Origin of the sequence: Salinispora pacifica CNR114 (genome assembly GCF_000514775.1) — a bacterium.
Lineage (GTDB): Bacteria > Actinomycetota > Actinomycetes > Mycobacteriales > Micromonosporaceae > Micromonospora > Micromonospora pacifica.
The window spans coordinates 368730-384423 of record NZ_KI911467.1; the positions used below are offsets into that span (position 1 = coordinate 368730).

16 protein-coding genes, 1 pseudogene and 1 riboswitch are annotated in these 15694 nt (G+C 68.9%); of the genes and pseudogenes, 3 read left to right on the forward strand and 14 right to left on the reverse strand.

What is annotated here, in order from left to right; genetic code table 11:
• Positions 1-6: 6 nt before the first annotated feature.
• The 3 genes and pseudogenes from B118_RS0126720 to B118_RS0126725 all read right to left on the reverse strand — a co-directional run bounded on the left by B118_RS0126720 (position 7) and on the right by B118_RS0126725 (position 3257).
• Positions 7-1272, reverse strand: coding sequence for a S1 family peptidase (locus tag B118_RS0126720; RefSeq protein ID WP_238324177.1), 1266 nt, complete (start codon positions 1270-1272; stop codon positions 7-9).
• Positions 1273-1569: 297 nt separating this feature from the next.
• Positions 1570-1767, reverse strand: a pseudogene (locus tag B118_RS34040) (S9 family peptidase); the annotation flags it as partial.
• Positions 1768-2000: 233 nt separating this feature from the next.
• Entirely contained in the window at positions 2001-3257 is a 1257-nt protein-coding gene (locus B118_RS0126725; RefSeq protein ID WP_080678185.1) for a chorismate-binding protein, read from the reverse strand.
• Positions 3258-3353: 96 nt separating this feature from the next.
• Here B118_RS0126725 and B118_RS0126730 point away from each other — a divergent pair, with 96 nt between their 5' ends.
• Complete coding sequence (locus B118_RS0126730) at positions 3354-3554, forward strand: DUF5999 family protein (protein ID WP_018219654.1); 201 nt, start codon at positions 3354-3356, stop codon at positions 3552-3554.
• 123 nt (positions 3555-3677) lie between these two features.
• On the opposite strand, the gene gcvP is transcribed toward B118_RS0126730, so the two are convergent.
• The 11 genes from gcvP to clsA all read right to left on the reverse strand — a co-directional run bounded on the left by gcvP (position 3678) and on the right by clsA (position 13782).
• Positions 3678-6494 (reverse strand): aminomethyl-transferring glycine dehydrogenase, encoded by a 2817-nt coding sequence (gene gcvP / locus B118_RS0126735; RefSeq protein ID WP_028193767.1) that lies wholly within the window; start codon positions 6492-6494, stop codon positions 3678-3680.
• A 71-nt stretch (positions 6495-6565) separates the two neighbouring features.
• Positions 6566-6665, reverse strand: a riboswitch (glycine riboswitch).
• Positions 6666-6751: 86 nt separating this feature from the next.
• Entirely contained in the window at positions 6752-7684 is a 933-nt protein-coding gene (locus B118_RS0126740; protein ID WP_028193768.1) for an NAD-dependent protein deacetylase, read from the reverse strand.
• Between the two features lie 37 nt (positions 7685-7721).
• Complete coding sequence (locus tag B118_RS0126745) at positions 7722-8288, reverse strand: MerR family transcriptional regulator (protein ID WP_026270636.1); 567 nt, start codon at positions 8286-8288, stop codon at positions 7722-7724.
• 200 nt (positions 8289-8488) lie between these two features.
• Positions 8489-8953, reverse strand: coding sequence for a bifunctional nuclease family protein (locus tag B118_RS0126750; protein ID WP_018724884.1), 465 nt, complete (start codon positions 8951-8953; stop codon positions 8489-8491).
• A gap of 160 nt (positions 8954-9113) precedes the next feature.
• On the reverse strand, positions 9114-9809 hold the full coding sequence (ftsR, locus tag B118_RS0126755) for a transcriptional regulator FtsR (RefSeq protein WP_196231405.1): 696 nt from the start codon (positions 9807-9809) through the stop codon (positions 9114-9116).
• A 50-nt stretch (positions 9810-9859) separates the two neighbouring features.
• Complete coding sequence (gene odhI, locus B118_RS0126760) at positions 9860-10312, reverse strand: oxoglutarate dehydrogenase inhibitor Odhl (protein ID WP_018215541.1); 453 nt, start codon at positions 10310-10312, stop codon at positions 9860-9862.
• A 217-nt stretch (positions 10313-10529) separates the two neighbouring features.
• A complete protein-coding gene (gene gcvH / locus B118_RS0126765; protein ID WP_018215542.1) occupies positions 10530-10910 on the reverse strand; it encodes a glycine cleavage system protein GcvH in 381 nt (126 codons plus the stop codon).
• Between the two features lie 62 nt (positions 10911-10972).
• The gene (locus B118_RS0126770) at positions 10973-11926 is read right to left on the reverse strand and encodes a DUF881 domain-containing protein (protein ID WP_028193769.1); all 954 of its coding nucleotides are present in this window, start codon (positions 11924-11926) and stop codon (positions 10973-10975) included.
• A 10-nt stretch (positions 11927-11936) separates the two neighbouring features.
• Positions 11937-12269 carry a small basic family protein gene (locus B118_RS0126775; RefSeq protein ID WP_018219647.1) on the reverse strand — a complete coding sequence of 111 codons (333 nt, stop codon included), beginning with the start codon at positions 12267-12269 and terminating at the stop codon, positions 11937-11939.
• Complete coding sequence (locus tag B118_RS0126780; protein ID WP_028193770.1) at positions 12266-13189, reverse strand: DUF881 domain-containing protein; 924 nt, start codon at positions 13187-13189, stop codon at positions 12266-12268. The genes B118_RS0126775 and B118_RS0126780 overlap by 4 nt, the downstream gene beginning before the upstream one ends.
• The gene (clsA, locus tag B118_RS0126785; protein ID WP_028193771.1) at positions 13186-13782 is read right to left on the reverse strand and encodes a cardiolipin synthase ClsA; all 597 of its coding nucleotides are present in this window, start codon (positions 13780-13782) and stop codon (positions 13186-13188) included. Before clsA ends, B118_RS0126780 begins: the two co-directional genes overlap by 4 nt.
• 375 nt (positions 13783-14157) lie before the next feature.
• On the opposite strand from clsA, the gene B118_RS0126790 reads away from it, so the two are divergent.
• The gene (locus B118_RS0126790; protein ID WP_028188553.1) at positions 14158-15039 is read left to right on the forward strand and encodes a universal stress protein; all 882 of its coding nucleotides are present in this window, start codon (positions 14158-14160) and stop codon (positions 15037-15039) included.
• Positions 15040-15208: 169 nt separating this feature from the next.
• Positions 15209-15676: a hypothetical protein gene (locus B118_RS0126795; RefSeq protein ID WP_028188554.1), complete on the forward strand. Its 468-nt coding sequence runs from the start codon at positions 15209-15211 to the stop codon at positions 15674-15676.
• Positions 15677-15694: the final 18 nt, after the last annotated feature.

Below are 15694 nucleotides of genomic sequence, written 5' to 3' on the forward strand. Positions count from 1 at the left end.
CCCTGGTCAGGACGTCTTGAGTAGCAGGCCCAGGGTGATGTGGACCTGCTGAATCGGTGTGAACATGTCGCGTTGCAGCAGATTGTAGGTTTTGTACCCAGAGTGCACACCGTAGCCGGTGGTGCCCCAGTACCAGGGGCCGCCACTGTCGCCGTTGGCCGCCTTGCGGCGGTGGGTCATCGCCTGGCCGCAGTAGACGCCCCGGCACTGGTTGAGCTTGTACACCTCGTCGCAGGTGGCCCCGGAGGTCTGGCCGAACTTGCAGACCGGCAGGCCGGGCGTGGGGCTGCCGACGTACTGGGCGTTACGCCGCACGCCTGTGTTGTAGTAGAACTGGTTGCCCACCGCCTCGGTTGACCGGTGCCACTGCATGTCACCCTGTGAGCCCTCATGCGCGGCCATGTACGTGAGTACGCTCCGACCCGCGTACGTCTGATAGTTGTCGCAGTGCCCGGCGGTGCTCAGGCCGTGCTGTGATGTGTTGGTCGACCGGCGGACGGGGAAGCCAGCGGTACAGCTGGAGAGGGATCCACCACCATAGACGGCATCATTGCCGCTGGTCAGCTGCGGGTCCACCTCGATCGTCACGGCAAGGCTGGCCGGAACGGCACGTAGGAGCGAGGCGGCCGGTCCGCCGTCGGCGGCGGCGGCCACCCGGGCACGCATCTCGGTCACAGGGGCGCCATTCTCGGTGCCTACCGACACCCGGATGGCGCCGGTGGTGGTGTCCGGGTCGGTCGCCACCTGATCGGCCGCTACAGAGGAGTCATTGAGCAATGCGTAGTGAATTCCCTGCGCGGCCGTTACCAACTCGGACTCGCTCCAGCCCAGGTGCTCGTGGACCTGGACGGCAACGGGAATGGCGGCGAGTGTCGCCTGTACATTACGGGGAGCTGCTTCCTTGAATGACACCCAGGCGCGCTGTCCTGGGCCGGTGCCAGCGTCAGCAAAGGCGCTCGGATGGGCGGTGCGGAGTTGGTCGACAGCGCGGGCGAAGGTGTGCCGCCAGCCGTACTCGGTGAGGGCCTTGTCCAGCGGCATCCCCCGTTCGCCGGCGAATCGCTGCAAGTCTTCGAGCTCTTCTGGGCTAGGCGAGGACACCTCACCCCGCGCCGTGGTCGTGGTGGTCCTGACACGACTTTTTGTCAACGCCGGGCGCTGGTATGCCAGCGCGGCTTCGGCGACGTCGGCCGGCGGATGCGCTCCGGCCGTCTCCCGAGCGGCTGACGATGTCGGTGGCGCAAGGACGACCGCCGTCAAGACCGAGGTCATGGCGGCAGCGATGACCCTACGACGAATCACAGCAGCTCCCCTCATGGTGTTACCTCCCCGTAGCGAAGGAAAGCAGGAAATCGATGTGATGCTATGCCCTTCAAGGAGCTCACGCGACCCCGTTCAATGGGTACGTCGGGTTAACGGGCTACGGGCGACACTCGCGCATTGACACCGGATCAGTGCATCGGTGCCTGGGCATCGCTGAGATGAGGTCCCAGGCGTTCCAGACCTCGCTGGTTGACCCGATTGGGTAGCGGTGTAGCGACCACTGCGGCCTGGTCGTCGATGCGGACGACCTGTATCCCTGGATATACCGTGATCGAACAGGTTCAGCTGGCCGGTGCGCGGGCCGTAGTCATTGTCAGCACTGACCTGGGCGAGCACGGCGAGCGGGCCGCCGACAGGTCGTTGCCGCAGTTCCACGACGTGCCCTCGCCGAACACATCCGGCGTGGTGACCCCGACCCGTGTCGAGGTCGAGCAGCCGCGACCTGGCCTAACTGGAGTAGTCGGCCGAAGACCAACGGCAACGCTGGTCAGAGCCGGTGCGGCAGGCGATGGCGAAACAGTTCACGCCTCCCGGCACACCGGATCGCCGCGCTTCTCAATGATCCTCAACTGGCCGAGGCCGCCGCAGCCAACCCGGCCCTGACGGTCGCTCAAATGCAGCAGATCCTGAGTGGGGGCGACCTCGAGATAGGCGAGACATACGCCCGTCGAGGACGGTCACGCGGTACCACCGATGCCCCGCCGCAGCCCCTCGGTGGCCAACGCGGCGCGGACCGGGGCCGACTTCGCCGCCGCCTCCGCGACCTCGGCCTCCGGGTCGCTGCCCCAGGTGATGCCACCGCCGGCCCACACGTGCAGGTGATCGGCGTCAGCCGCGGCGGTGCGAATAGTCAAACCAAGGTCGACCCGGCCGGACGTGACCCAACCCAGCGCGCCCATGCTGGCCCCCCGACCCACCGGCTCCAAGGCGGCGATGTGCGCCAGGGCGGCGAGCTTCGGGGCCCCGGTGACCGACCCGCCGGGGCAGACGGCGCGCAGCAACTCCGCCAGACCGACCCCCTCGGCGACCGCCGCGGAGACGGTCGACTCCGCCTGCCACAGGTCGCACCACCGTCGTACGGCGAACAGCTCGTCCACCGCGACGGTGCCGGTACGGGCAAGCCGAGCCAGATCATTGCGCTGCAAGTCGACGATCATGACATGTTCTGCGCGCTCCTTCGCGCTGGACAACAGCGCGGCCCGGCCGGCGACGGTGGCCGGGCGGGTGCCCTTGATCGGCCGGGTGATCATCCGCCCGGCCGTGACCTCCACGAGGGTCTCCGGGGAGGCGCAGCCAATCGCCCACCCGGCGCCGGTGAGTACACCCCCGTACCGGGCGCCGGGCAGCGCACCGAGGCGGGCCAGGGCGGGCAGCGGATCGCCGGCGTAGCGGGCGGCGGCGTGTCCGACCAGGTTGGCCTGGTAAACATCCCCGCGGCCGATTGCCGCGCGGACGGCACGCACCGCGTCGGCGTGCTGCTGTGGGGTCCAACTCTCCGCCCAGGCGCCGAGCCGCCAGCCCGACGGCCGGCGGCGGGCCGGGCGGCTACGGGACGTGGCGGCGTGGCCGTAGACGACGACAGCCACGTCGGGTAGGGCGGGGGCCGGGGTGGCCGGGCCAGGGCCGCGGCCGACCCCCAGTGCGCCGGCCGCGGCCGAGACGTAGAGGGCAGCCCCGCAGGCCCGCTCTGGGGTTCGTCCCACCGGCCGAGCGAGGTCGTCCAGGGCGAGACCGTGGGCGGCGAGGAACTCCTGGACGAGCGCCGCCGGGTCACCGCCGTCGCCGATGCGCCACTCCCAGCGGGCGCGTTCGACGTGGGCGCTCCGGCAGCCCGGCGGCGCCGCTGGCGGAGCCGCCGTCACCCTCGCTGGAAGCGTTTCCACGCTATCCGGTCCATTCCGCCTCAACCGTTCAGTGGATTTTCCACGCGGCACGCGCACACCCGCTCGATGCTCGTCACTTGAACTTGGTACTGTGCGTCACTGGCCATGTGAACCATCACACAGTTCCCCCACCCTCCGGAGAACCCGATGTGCCAGCACCAACCCACCTGCCCCTCCGCCGACGCCACCGACCGGGACGCCGCCAAAGTCATCGCTTGCTTCCCTGAACAGGGCTGGAGCTTGCTCTGCAACGGGGTCATCAGGTTCGAGGACACCGGCGAGATACTCCCCGACGGAAGCAGTATCGCCCCGCACCGCGGCCCAGCTCGGCACGCCCTCGTCGCCTGATGGCAACTCACAGTAGTCATCTGGTTCCGTCGCCCCCAGGCTAGCCGCCCGAACAGGTCACCGGCCTGGGAGTCGACACCAACCGGCCGGGCGGACAACCCCGCCCGGCCCGCCGGCCGCGTGTCACTCCTCAAACGCCTGCGGCGCGGGACAGGAACACACCAGGTTCCGGTCCCCGTACGCGCCGTCGATCCGCCGCACCGGCGGCCAGTACTTCCCCAGCCGATTCCCCGCCGGGTAGGCCCCAACCGACCGCGGATACGGGTGCGACCACTGGTCAGCCGAGACCATCGCCGCCGTGTGTGGGGCGTTCACCAACGGGTTGTCCTCCGCCGGCCACTCCCCCGACCCCACCTTGTCGATCTCGGCTCGGATCGCGATCAGCGCGTCACAGAATCGATCCAACTCGGTGAGATCCTCGCTCTCCGTCGGCTCCACCATCAACGTCCCGGCCACCGGGAACGACATCGTCGGCGCGTGGAAGCCGTAGTCGATCAGACGCTTGGCCACATCATCGACGCTGATCCCCGTCGCCTTCGTCAACGGCCGCAGATCCAGAATGCACTCGTGCGCCACCAAACCCTTGTTACCCGCGTACAACACCGGGAAAGCGCCCCGTAGCCGCACCGCCACATAGTTGGCCGCCAGCACCGCCACCCCGGTGGCCCGGGTCAACCCAGCCGCACCCATCATCCGCAGGTACATCCACGGAATCGGCAGGATCCCCGCCGACCCGTACCGGGCCGCCGACACCGCCGGCCGAGGCGAATCCACCGCGAGCGGGTCACCGGGCAGAAACGGCGTCAGATGCGAGCGCACTGCCACCGGCCCCACCCCCGGCCCGCCACCACCATGCGGGATACAGAACGTCTTGTGCAGATTCAGGTGCGACACGTCCGCACCGAACCGTCCCGGCTTGGCGAACCCGACCAGGGCGTTGAGGTTCGCCCCATCGACATACACCTGCCCGCCCGCGTCGTGCACCTTCGCACACACCTGAGCGATGCCCGTCTCATACACGCCATGCGTTGACGGATACGTCACCATGATCGCGGCGAGCGTCTCCCGATGCGCATCGATCTTGGTGTCAAGGTCAATCAGGTCGATGTTGCCGTCGACGTCGCAGCCGACCACCACCACCCGCATCCCCGCCATCACCGCCGACGCGGCATTCGTACCGTGCGCCGACGACGGAATCAGACACACATTCCGGTGCTCCGCACCCCGCGACCGGTGATACGCACGAATCGCCAACAGCCCCGCCAACTCCCCCTGCGAACCAGCGTTGGGCTGCACACTGACCGCGTCGTATCCGGTCACCTCCGCCAGCCAGCCCTCCAACTGAGCGATCAGCTCCCGGTAGCCCGCGGTCTGCGACTCGGGCGCCAACGGATGCACCTGCGCGAACTCCGCCCAGCTCACCGGCTCCATCTCAGTGGTCGCGTTCAGCTTCATCGTGCACGACCCCAACGGGATCATGCCCCGGTCCAAGGCATAGTCCAGGTCCGCCAGCCGACGCAGGTACCGCAGCATCGCCGTCTCCGACCGGTGGGCGCCAAACACCGGGTGGGTGAGGAAATCCGACGTACGGGCCAACGCCGGCGGCAACGCCGTATCCACCGCACCGGTGAAGACCGGCACCCCGAACGCCGCCCACACCGCCGCGAGATGCGCCTCCGTCGTGGTCTCGTCGCAGGAAACACCCACCCGGTCGGCGTCCACCAGCCGCAGATTCACCCCCCGCTGCGCGGCAGCCGCCACCACCGCCGCCGCCCGGCCCGGCACCACCGCCGAAACCGTGTCAAAGAACAGAACATCCGCAACATCCACCCCACCCGCGCGCAACCCAGCCGCCAGTCGCGCCGCCATCGCATGGGTTCGCGCCCCGATCGCACGCAACCCGTCCGGGCCGTGGTACACCGCGTACATCCCGGCCATCACCGCAAGCAGAACCTGCGCGGTGCAGATGTTGCTCGTCGCCTTCTCCCGACGGATGTGCTGCTCCCGGGTCTGCAACGCCAACCGGTACGCCGACTCCCCATCCGCGTCCCGCGACACCCCGACCAACCGTCCGGGCAGCATCCGCTGCAAGCCCGCGCGGACCGCCAGATAGCCGGCGTGCGGGCCACCGAATCCCATCGGTACCCCGAACCGTTGGGTGGTTCCCACCGCGATGTCAACACCGATCTCCCCCGGCGGACGCAGCAGCGTCAACGCCAACAGGTCGGCGGCCACGGTCACCAACGCGCCCGCGGCATGCGCGGCACCCACCACCGAAGCATGGTCCCGCACCGCCCCGGACGCCCCCGGATACTGCAGGTGCAGGCCGAAGAACTCCGCCGGCAGCTCCACACGATCAAGGTCAACCACCTGCACGTCGATGCCGAGCGGCTCGGCCCGACCCGCGATCACCGCCACCGTCTGCGGCAACGTGTCCGCATCCACCACATACACCTGGCTCCGGCTGCGGCTCGCTCGCCGCGCCAACGTCATCGCCTCGGCCGCCGCGGTGCCCTCATCGAGCATCGAAGCGTTCGCGGTCGCCAACCCGGTCAGATCCGTGACCATGGTCTGGAAGTTCAGCAACGCCTCCAGCCGACCCTGGCTGATCTCCGGCTGGTACGGCGTGTACGCGGTGTACCAGCCCGGACTCTCCAACACGTTGCGCCGGATCACCGCCGGCGTATGCGTGCCGTAATAGCCCAGACCGATCATCGACACCGCGGCAGTGTTGCGCTCAGCCAGCGCCCGCAGCTGCGCCAACGCCTCCGACTCACTGGCCGGCGCCGGCAGGTCCAGGGTGCCCGACCAACGGATCGCCTCCGGAATCGCCGCATCCATCAGCTCGTCGACAGACTCGTAGCCGACGACCTCCAGCATCCGGCGTTCGTCCTGCGGATCCGGACCGATATGACGGGCGGCGAACTGCTCAAGGGACATGGGGCGCTCCCCGGGGATGAGGTCGACAGGTCGGCCTCCCCCTCTGTCGCGCCCACAGACGCTCCACAGTGCCTACCCGTGAGGTCCTTTTGCCTGAGAGGTTCCGGGGAGGATTTGCCCCTTCGGCGCCGCACCGGGTGGTTTCCGGGCGGTCTCTCCCACACGGGTGCGACCGGCACGACCAACGCTACCAGCGACCATCCCCACCCGGGCGTCCCCACCCGGGCCACTACCGACCGCACAACAACCCGCCACGGTCAGCCCACCGCGACCGGTCCCCCCGCGCCGTCCGAGACGGCACCCAACTGACCCGCGCCGTCCGGGACGGCACCCAACTGACCCGCGCCGTCCGGGACGGCACCCAACTGATCGGCCAGCGTCGGCAACACCCGGCCCAGCGGGGCATCCACCGTCACCGCCGCATACGCATCGCCGCGGGTCGCGCCCTGGTTAACAATCGCCACCGGAATCCCCAAAGCTGCCGCCCGCACCACAAACCGCCGCCCGGACATAACCGTCAGCGATGACCCAAGCACCAGCAGCAGCCGCGCGGACTCCACCATGGTGAAACACCGGGCCACCCGCTCCGCCGGCACCGACTCCCCGAAAAACACCACATCCGGTTTCAAAACTCCCGTGCCACACTGGGCGCAATCGACCATACGAAACCCCGCCACCGCCGACTCGGCGAGATCTACATCACCATCCGGGTTGACCGTCGACCCCCACGCCGCAAACCCCGGGTTCACCTCCGCCAACCGCTGATGCAGCTCCCACCGCGACACCCCAGCCCCACACTCCAGGCACACCACCTCGGCCAGGCGCCCATGTAACTCCACCACCCCGCTGCTACCCGCCGCCGTGTGCAACCCGTCCACGTTCTGCGTGACAACCCCGTCCACCAAGCCGGCCCGCTGTAGGCGAACCACCGCCCGATGCCCGTCGTTGGGGACCGCCCCGGCAATCGTGCGCCACCCCAGATGACTCCGCGCCCAATACCGCCGTCGCGCCAACGGGTCCCGCGTGAACACCTGATACGTCATCGGAGAATGCCGCCGGGCCGCCCCACTGGCCCCCCGGTAATCGGGGATACCCGATTCGGTGGACAGGCCAGCACCGCTGAGCACCACCACTCCGCCACCCGAGACCAACCCTGCCAGCACGTCAACCTGTTCGCTCACCAGAACCATGCTGCCGCGTCCGCGACCAACCGCCCACCACCGCCGCTCAACTCACCCGCCGCCGCGCCCGCCGCGCCGCCAACTCATCCCCCACCACCTCCACCGCAGCCGGCGCCGCCGACTGCGGTGCCACCGACTCCGCCGGCAGATGCGACAACGACCCCTGGACCTCCTTGAAGGCCCCACCGATCGCGATCCCAAACACCCCCTGGCCACCCTGCAACAGGTCAACCACCTCCTCCGGCGACCGACACTCGTACACCGTCGTCCCATCGGAAATCAACGTGATACCCGCCAGGTCCGCCACCCCCCGCGACCGCAACGCCTCAATCGCCTTCCGGATGTTCTGCAACGACACCCCAGCATCCAGCAGCCGCTTGACCACCTTCAACACCACCAGGTCCCGGAACGAGTACAACCGCTGCGTACCCGAACCCGACGCGTCCCGCACCCCCGGTACGACCAGATCCGTCCGCGCCCAGTAGTCCAACTGCCGGTAACTGATACCCACCGCGTGGCAGGCCGTCACACCCCGGTAGCCGACCTCGCTGTCACCGTCAATCGCCGCCGCACCTGGCCCCGAACCCAAATCGGAATCCCACGGCTCCTGCATCCGGACAACCTCCCCGCCGTGCGGTGCCACGCCCACGCCGAAACGAGCACCCCTCGATACGGTCACCCTAACGCCGCAGCCGACGGTTACCAGGCAACAACAACACGACACGCCGCGCCCGCAACACGCCCACAGAGGCCGTAACCAAACGTGACGGCAGCGCAACAGCCCATGACCACCGGATCAACCGGTCAGCCGAATCAGCCGGCAAAATCTTCCGGACTCACCTGGTCCAAGAACTCCCGGAACTTCTCCACCTCGTCCTCCTGCTCATCCGGAATCACGATCCCGGCCTCACTGAGAACCTCGTCGGCGCACCGAATGGGCGCCCCCACCCGCAACGCCAACGCGATGGAATCACTCGGCCGCGCCGACACCCGCACCCCGTCACCGAGCAACAGATCAGCGAAGAAGACATTCTCCTTCAACTCGGTGATCTCCACCGCCTGCAACGGCGCTTCCAACGCCGCCAACACATCGCGCAGAAGATCGTGCGTCAACGGCCGCGTCGGCTTGACCCCCTGCTGCTCGTAGGCGATCGCCGTCGCCTCGACCGCGCCGATCCAAATCGGCAGATAACGGTCCCCCTCGACCTCCCGGAGTAAGACGATCGGCTGGTTGCCCGGCAGCTCCACCCGAACTCCGACCACACTCAGCTCGCGCACCGCCGCCTCCGTGTCGTTGTCACCTACGCCGCACCGCACCCCTTCTGCACGGTACACGGACCGCGACCCGGCCGTCCCACGCGCGGCACGCGCCGCAGAAGGGGTTACCCCGGCAAGCCTACGGCACGCGCAACCGAGCAGATCTTTCCGCACACCCGCCTCACCGCCCCAACGTCGAACGCAACCCCACCCGCACCAACGCCGCGTGCAACCGCTGCGACAACGCCACCAACTCCCGCGCCGTCTCCGCCGCCCGCGCCCGTGCCGCCGGATCACTCTGCCGCGCCAACGGCGTCACCAACTGCGCAAACAACCCCACCTCACGGTCCGCCGCCAACCGATACCCCCGCAGATGCCGCGGCTCCAACCCGTACGCCGCCAGACCCGCCACCGCCTGAGCGATGATCAACGCATCTCCGTCATACCAGCCCGGCGGATCCGTCACCACCACACCAAGCCGCTCCAGCTCCACCAGCGTCGCCTTGTCAACACCGCTGCGGGCAATCAACTCGGCCCGATCCAACCGCATCCGCGCCGACTCGGCCTCCGCCGGCTGCCCCGGCACCTCCCCACCCGGGCCCACCGCCACCAACGCAGGCCGAGAACGACCCGGCTGCTCACCCGTGGCGTCCCAATCCGCCAACTGCTCACGAATCACCCGCAGCGGCAGATACTGATCCCGCTGCGCGGTCAGCACAAACCGCAGCCGCGCCACATCATCCCAGCTGTACTTCCGGTACCCCGCCGCCGTCCGCTGCGGTTCCACCAGGCCTTCAGCCTCGAGGAACCGCAACTTCGACAACGTGGCATCCGGAAAATCCACCCGCAACTGGGCCAGCACCTCACCGATGCTCATCAACGGCTGCGGACGGGAAGACCCCGCCGCAGCGGACGCCGCCGGCTCACTCACCCCCGGCCGGCCCCCTCCTCGGGCCGCGGACCAGCAAGGAACACCAACCGGAACTTACCGATCTGCACCTCGTCGCCATTGCTCAACGTAGCCGCCTCGACCCGCTCCCGGTTCACATACGTCCCGTTCAGGCTCCCCACATCCCGCACCGTGAACGTCCCACCATCCCGGTGGAACTCCGCATGCCGCCGCGACACCGTCACGTCATCCAGGAAAATGTCACTGTCCGGATGCCGCCCACTGGTCGTCACATCGTGGTCCAGCAAGAACCGGGCGCCCGCGTTCGGCCCCCGCCGCACCACCAGCAGAGCCATCCCTGGCGGCAACGAGCCGGACATCCGGTTCGGCATCACATCGGTAACCGGCCCCTCCAGGGCCTCTTCGAGCGAGCCGAGATTGAGCGTCGAAGTGACGTCGAGTGGGGGGAACTCGTCGTCTGGGCGCGTCATCGGGACCACCTCACGGATCTATTCGGTCAGCGTCGAGTAAGAGCGGGTTTGGCCGCCGGGCATTCTCGCACCCGGCGGCTGGCTCCCCGTGCCAGGAAGGCAACTACACAACGCTCAACTATCGGATTCTCGGTCGACTGGGCGAGCCTAGCCAGCGCCGAAAAGCAGGGCAACCGGACGCGCGGAACCAACCCCCGCGCCGGCAGAAGGGCACCACTCAGCCCTCGGTGAGCTCGCGATACGCACCCGCCGACAGCAGGCCGTCCAGCCCGCCCTGGTCAGCCACGGTGACCTCGAACAGCCAACCCGCAGCATACGGATCACTATTGATCAGCTCGGGAGTATCGCCCAGCGCCTCATTGCACGCCGACACCGTCCCGCCGACCGGGGCGTAGATCTCCGACACGCTCTTCGTCGACTCGATCTCACCTACCGAATCGCCAGCGGACACCGCCGACCCCACCTCGGGAAGTTGGACGAAGACGATGTCACCCAGCGCGTCCTGCGCGAAGTGCGTGATACCAACCCGCAGCACACCGTCGCCACCACCTGCAACCCACTCGTGCTCGGCGGTATACCGTAGATCCTCAGGAATCACCAGATGCGTCCTTCATCCCATCGTGCGCCAGTCCCCACGTGACGGCGCAGCCGCGCCGCCAGTCACGTAATCGGACGGGCGTGTTCCAGCTCGATCGGGGCGTGCAGCGCCGAAACCTCGGCCACCTCACGATCCTCGACGATCACCGTACCGCCGTCACCGTCGACCGTCGCCACCACCCCGCCCGGAATGTTCAACGCCGTACGCATCGTCGCCGGATCTCCGATCACCGTCATCGTGTACGGCCCCGTCAACAACCGCCCATCCACGAACAGGGAACCATTCTCCCCATCCAGGAAATAGGTCGAGGCAACGATCCGTACCGTCACGCGGTCGCCGCCGGAAATCTGCATCGCCTCGGCGCCCGCGCCCCGCAACTCCTGCACCGCGTCCAACACCCGCATCGCCGAAATCGCCGCCGCACCACCGGGCTCGAACCGCACCACCAACCCCGGCCCCTGCGCCGGCAGCGTCCCGGCCAGAATCCCCAACTCATCCGCCCGCCGCGCCGCCTCCTCCAACGCGGCCTGCCGGCCCTGCTCCCCCGACGCCAGCTGACGCTGGCTGTCCTCCAAAGCCGCGATGTCCTGCCGCAGTCGGTCCTCCCGAGCGTTCAGGTCGTAGAGAATCCGCACCAGATCCTCCTGTCGCGCCGCCGAGATGGTCGGATCCGTTGATGTCGTCCGCAACTGCTCCACCAGCGTGAATCCCAGCAACGCCAGCAAGACAAAGATCATCACGGTAGCCGGACTCGTCCGCCGCCAGCCGCCGATCAGGGCAAGGGCGGACGTGAACGGACGCTCCGCCGAGCGATCCAGCGTCGCCTCGCCCGGCTCGGCTGGCTGGGCTGGCTCACCCGCCTCGGCTGGCTCGGCCTCCGGTGCCAGCGGACTCAACTCGTCCGGATCCGGCGCGTCCGGACGAGGATCCGGCTCCCTCGCCGGACCCGCCGGAGGCAGCGGACCCGGCTGGCCCGGCCAACCCGTACCCGTCTCGTTGTGCTCGTCACCACTCATCACGACCAACCTACGCCCGGAACAGATGCCGGCGGATCGCCGCCACATTCCCGAAGATTCGAACCCCCAGCACCACCACCACACCGGTCGAGAGCTGGCTACCCACCCCCAACTGATCCCCCACATACACGATCAGGCCAGCCACCAACACGTTGGAGATGAACGACACCACGAACTGCTTGTCGTCGAAGATCCGGTCCAGCTTCGCCCGCACCCCACCGAACACCGCGTCCAACGCCGCCACCACGGCGATCGGTAGATACGGCTGCAACGCCCCCGGCACCGTCGGATCGAGCCACAACCCAAGCAGCACGCCCGCGAGCAACGCCAACGCCGCAATCATCGACCACCTCCGAAATCGGGAGCCGTCGGCGAACCAGACGCCCCGGGACTGACCGGCCGACCCGACGGCGTCGGACTGGCCGGTGGCTGCGCGTACTGTAGCCGCGGATCCGGCGCGGCAGGCAGGGTCAGGTCATCGGCGTCCCGCATCTCGAACGCCACCCCGGTATCCGCCGCGACCTGCCGCATCATCGCCGCGATCCGGGTCTGCGCGAACCGCTCCCGCAACTCGTCCGGGCCGATCGCCGACACCTCGTACGGTCCGGTCACCGGCCGGAAATCGACCAAGATCGCCTGCCCGGCCGACCGAATCGTAGACGTTGCCGTCAACCGCTGCCCGTTGATCGAGATCGCCTCCGCCCCCGACGCCCACAGCCCGTTCGCGACCCCCTGGAGATCGATGTAGATCACCCGCGGTGGCCCGGAGACCGGATCCGGAACCATCTGCTGATCTGGCGGAGCATCGGCCAACCGCACCACCACACCGTCCCCACTCACCCGGCCCAAACCGGTGCCGGCCTCCAGCTCGTGTAGCTGCGCAGCGTCCGTCCCCAGCGCGGCGGCCCGCTGCCGGGCCACCTCCGCCCGCAACTCGTCGGCCCGCTCTGACAGTTGGTCGGTCTCGTCCTCCCGCTGCTCGATCTGTGCCACCAGTCCCTCCCGAGCCTGCTGGCGCCCCGGCGCAGCCGTCACCGTCTGCCGGTACGCCACCGCGAACAGAACACCGAGCACCACGACGACGACGAGGCTCACGGCCCGGACCGACCGGGGCCACCTCACCATGGCCCCCTGCCGCCGCCGGGCCGCCGCGTCGGCGTACCCCGGATCGAGCGGATTGCGGAACAGCTCGGTGAGGAAATCCGGCGCGTACGTCCGCCCGGTCGGCTCCCGGCTCTCCGGTCGAAGCTGCGAGTCGGTCATCGTGCCCTCGCTGCCCGCACCAGCCGCCTGGCCTGCACCACATACATCGCGCCAGCGACCCAGTACAGGGTCAGCCCCCACCAGGCCAGGCTCCAACCAGCCGCGCTGAAGACTGTTGCTGGCACCGCCTGCGCCAGCAACAGGACCGGGAACGCGGTCAACAACAGAAACGTCGCCGTCTTGCCCACATAGTGCACCGGCGGTGGCCCGTATCCGTAGCGACGTAGCGTGCCGAGGGAACCCAACAGCAGCACCTCACGGGCGAGCAACGCCACCGTGAACTGCCACGGCACCACCTCACGGACAGTGAATGCGACCAGCGTGGCCAGGATGTAGAGGCGGTCCACGAACGGATCGAGGAGCTCGCCCAGTCGACTCACCTGCCGGAGCCGCCGGGCGACCCAGCCGTCCACCCAGTCGGTGGTGCCACCGACCGCCAGCACCACTATCGCGGCCACATCGGCCTGGGCCACCAGGAGTAGGTAGAGGAAGACCGGAACACCGAGGAGTCGGACGAAGCTGATCAGGTTCGGCAGCGTGAAGACCTGGCCGGAGGCCTGCGGAGTGCCAACTCGAGCCGGCCGCTGCGACACCGAACCTCCTCCACTGTGCGCCTCGGCGCCCGACCCACGTCTGCCAGCCGTACTGCCGGGTCGGTAGGCCGGCGCCCCTGGCACGGTGACTCCAGCGCGGGCCGACCCGTTGGACCCGCCCTGAGATCCGAGATGATCGTGGGCCGGGTCAGTTGCGCTGCCACTATATCCGCCCGGTGACGGCATTGATGTGCTGAGTCAGCACGGATACGTGTGGTGTTCGAGTGTGTGGTGACACACGTTTTTTAGAGCAGCCTAGGATACTAGGGTTTGTGTGGGCGCCGCTTCCCAGGCGGCAGCTCCAACTGGGGCGAACCCGCCAGTTGCGCCTCCTGGCCACCCCCATGGCCGCGATACTGGCCGTGGGGGTGAGGGGTGAACTCGTCGGACGGCGCCGCGGTGGTAGTCGGCGTGGACGGGTCCGAGCAGGCGCGACGGGCGGTACGCCTCGCGGCCGGCGAGGCCGCCCGCCGCAACCGAATGCTGCGGATCGTCCACGGCTTCATCTGGCCACTCCTCCACGTGCCGGTGGGAGCACCGCCCGGCGGACCGCCCGGATCGGGCCTCCGCAACCAGGCGGAGCAGTTCGTCACCGACGCGATCACCGAAGCCGAAGCGACCGCGCCCGGCCTCCGCGTCTCCGGCGAGATCATCGACGGCGAGGCCGCCGCCGTGCTGGTCGGCGAAGCACCAAACGCCATGCTGATCGTGTTGGGTGACCGGGGCATGGGCGGTTTCGCGGCCCTGGTCGTCGGCTCGGTCGCGGTACAGGTCGCCACCCACGCCGACTGCCCGGTCCTGGTCGCCCGCGGCACGGACCGCACCGAGGGGCCGGTGATCGTCGGGGTGGACGGATCCGCAGTGTCCCCTCCCGCCGTCGAATTCGCCGCCGAACAGGCGTCGCTGCGCGGCAGCGACCTCGTCGCGGTACACACCTACCTACACCCGGTCGCCAGGGAACCCGGCGACATGCAGCCTCTCGTCTACGACGAGGAGAAGCTACGCCACGAGGAACGCCAGCTACTCGCCGAATCCGTCGCCGGGCTGGCCGAGCGGTGGCCGGATCTCACCGTCCACCAACAGACCATCCGCGGCCGCCCCGCGCCGATCCTCACCGAGGCATCCCAGCAGGCCCAACTACTGGTGGTCGGCGGGCACGGACGCGGTGCGCTCAGCGGCCTGCTGTTGGGCTCGGTCAGCCAGTCCGCACTGCATCACGCTGACTGCCCGGTCGCGGTTGTCCGCGCGCCCGGCTGACCCGCTCCGCCGCCGGCTCGGTCACTGAGCGTCCCGACGCGGTTGGTCACCACCCGGACGGGGTAGACGCCCGGGCAGACACCACCGATGAGCGCGACCGAGGAGGCACCCGGATGCCAGCACCACAACCAGGGAACGACGCGTACGGCCAGCACGGCGGCGACCCGCTATGAGAGCCGGAATCCTGGCCGACGGAGCGATCGCCGGCGCGGCCGGCACCACCGCCCTCAACGTCGTCACCTATCTGGACATGACACTACGAGCCCGGCCGGCGAGTAACACCCCAGAGCGCAGCGCCGGCCGGGTCGCCGAGGTGGCCCACCTGAACCTCGGCCCCGAACCCCAGGCAACCAACCGCCGCTCGGGGCTCGGCCCGCTACTCGGATACGGCATCGGGATCGCGGCCGGAGTCGGCTTCGCCCTGCTGACCCGGGGCCGACCAATGCCGCTGGCCCTGGCCGCTGGGCTGCTCGGCGGCGGTGTGATGACCGCCTCCGGCGGCTCGTACGCCGTCTTCGGAGTCAGCGACCCACGAACCTGGAGCCGTGGAGACTGGCTGTCCGACCTCATCCCGCACCTGGCGTACGGCCTGGTCGCCGCGACGACCTGGAACCGACTCCGGATGCCACCCGCCTGAGGCTAGCCACCACACCGC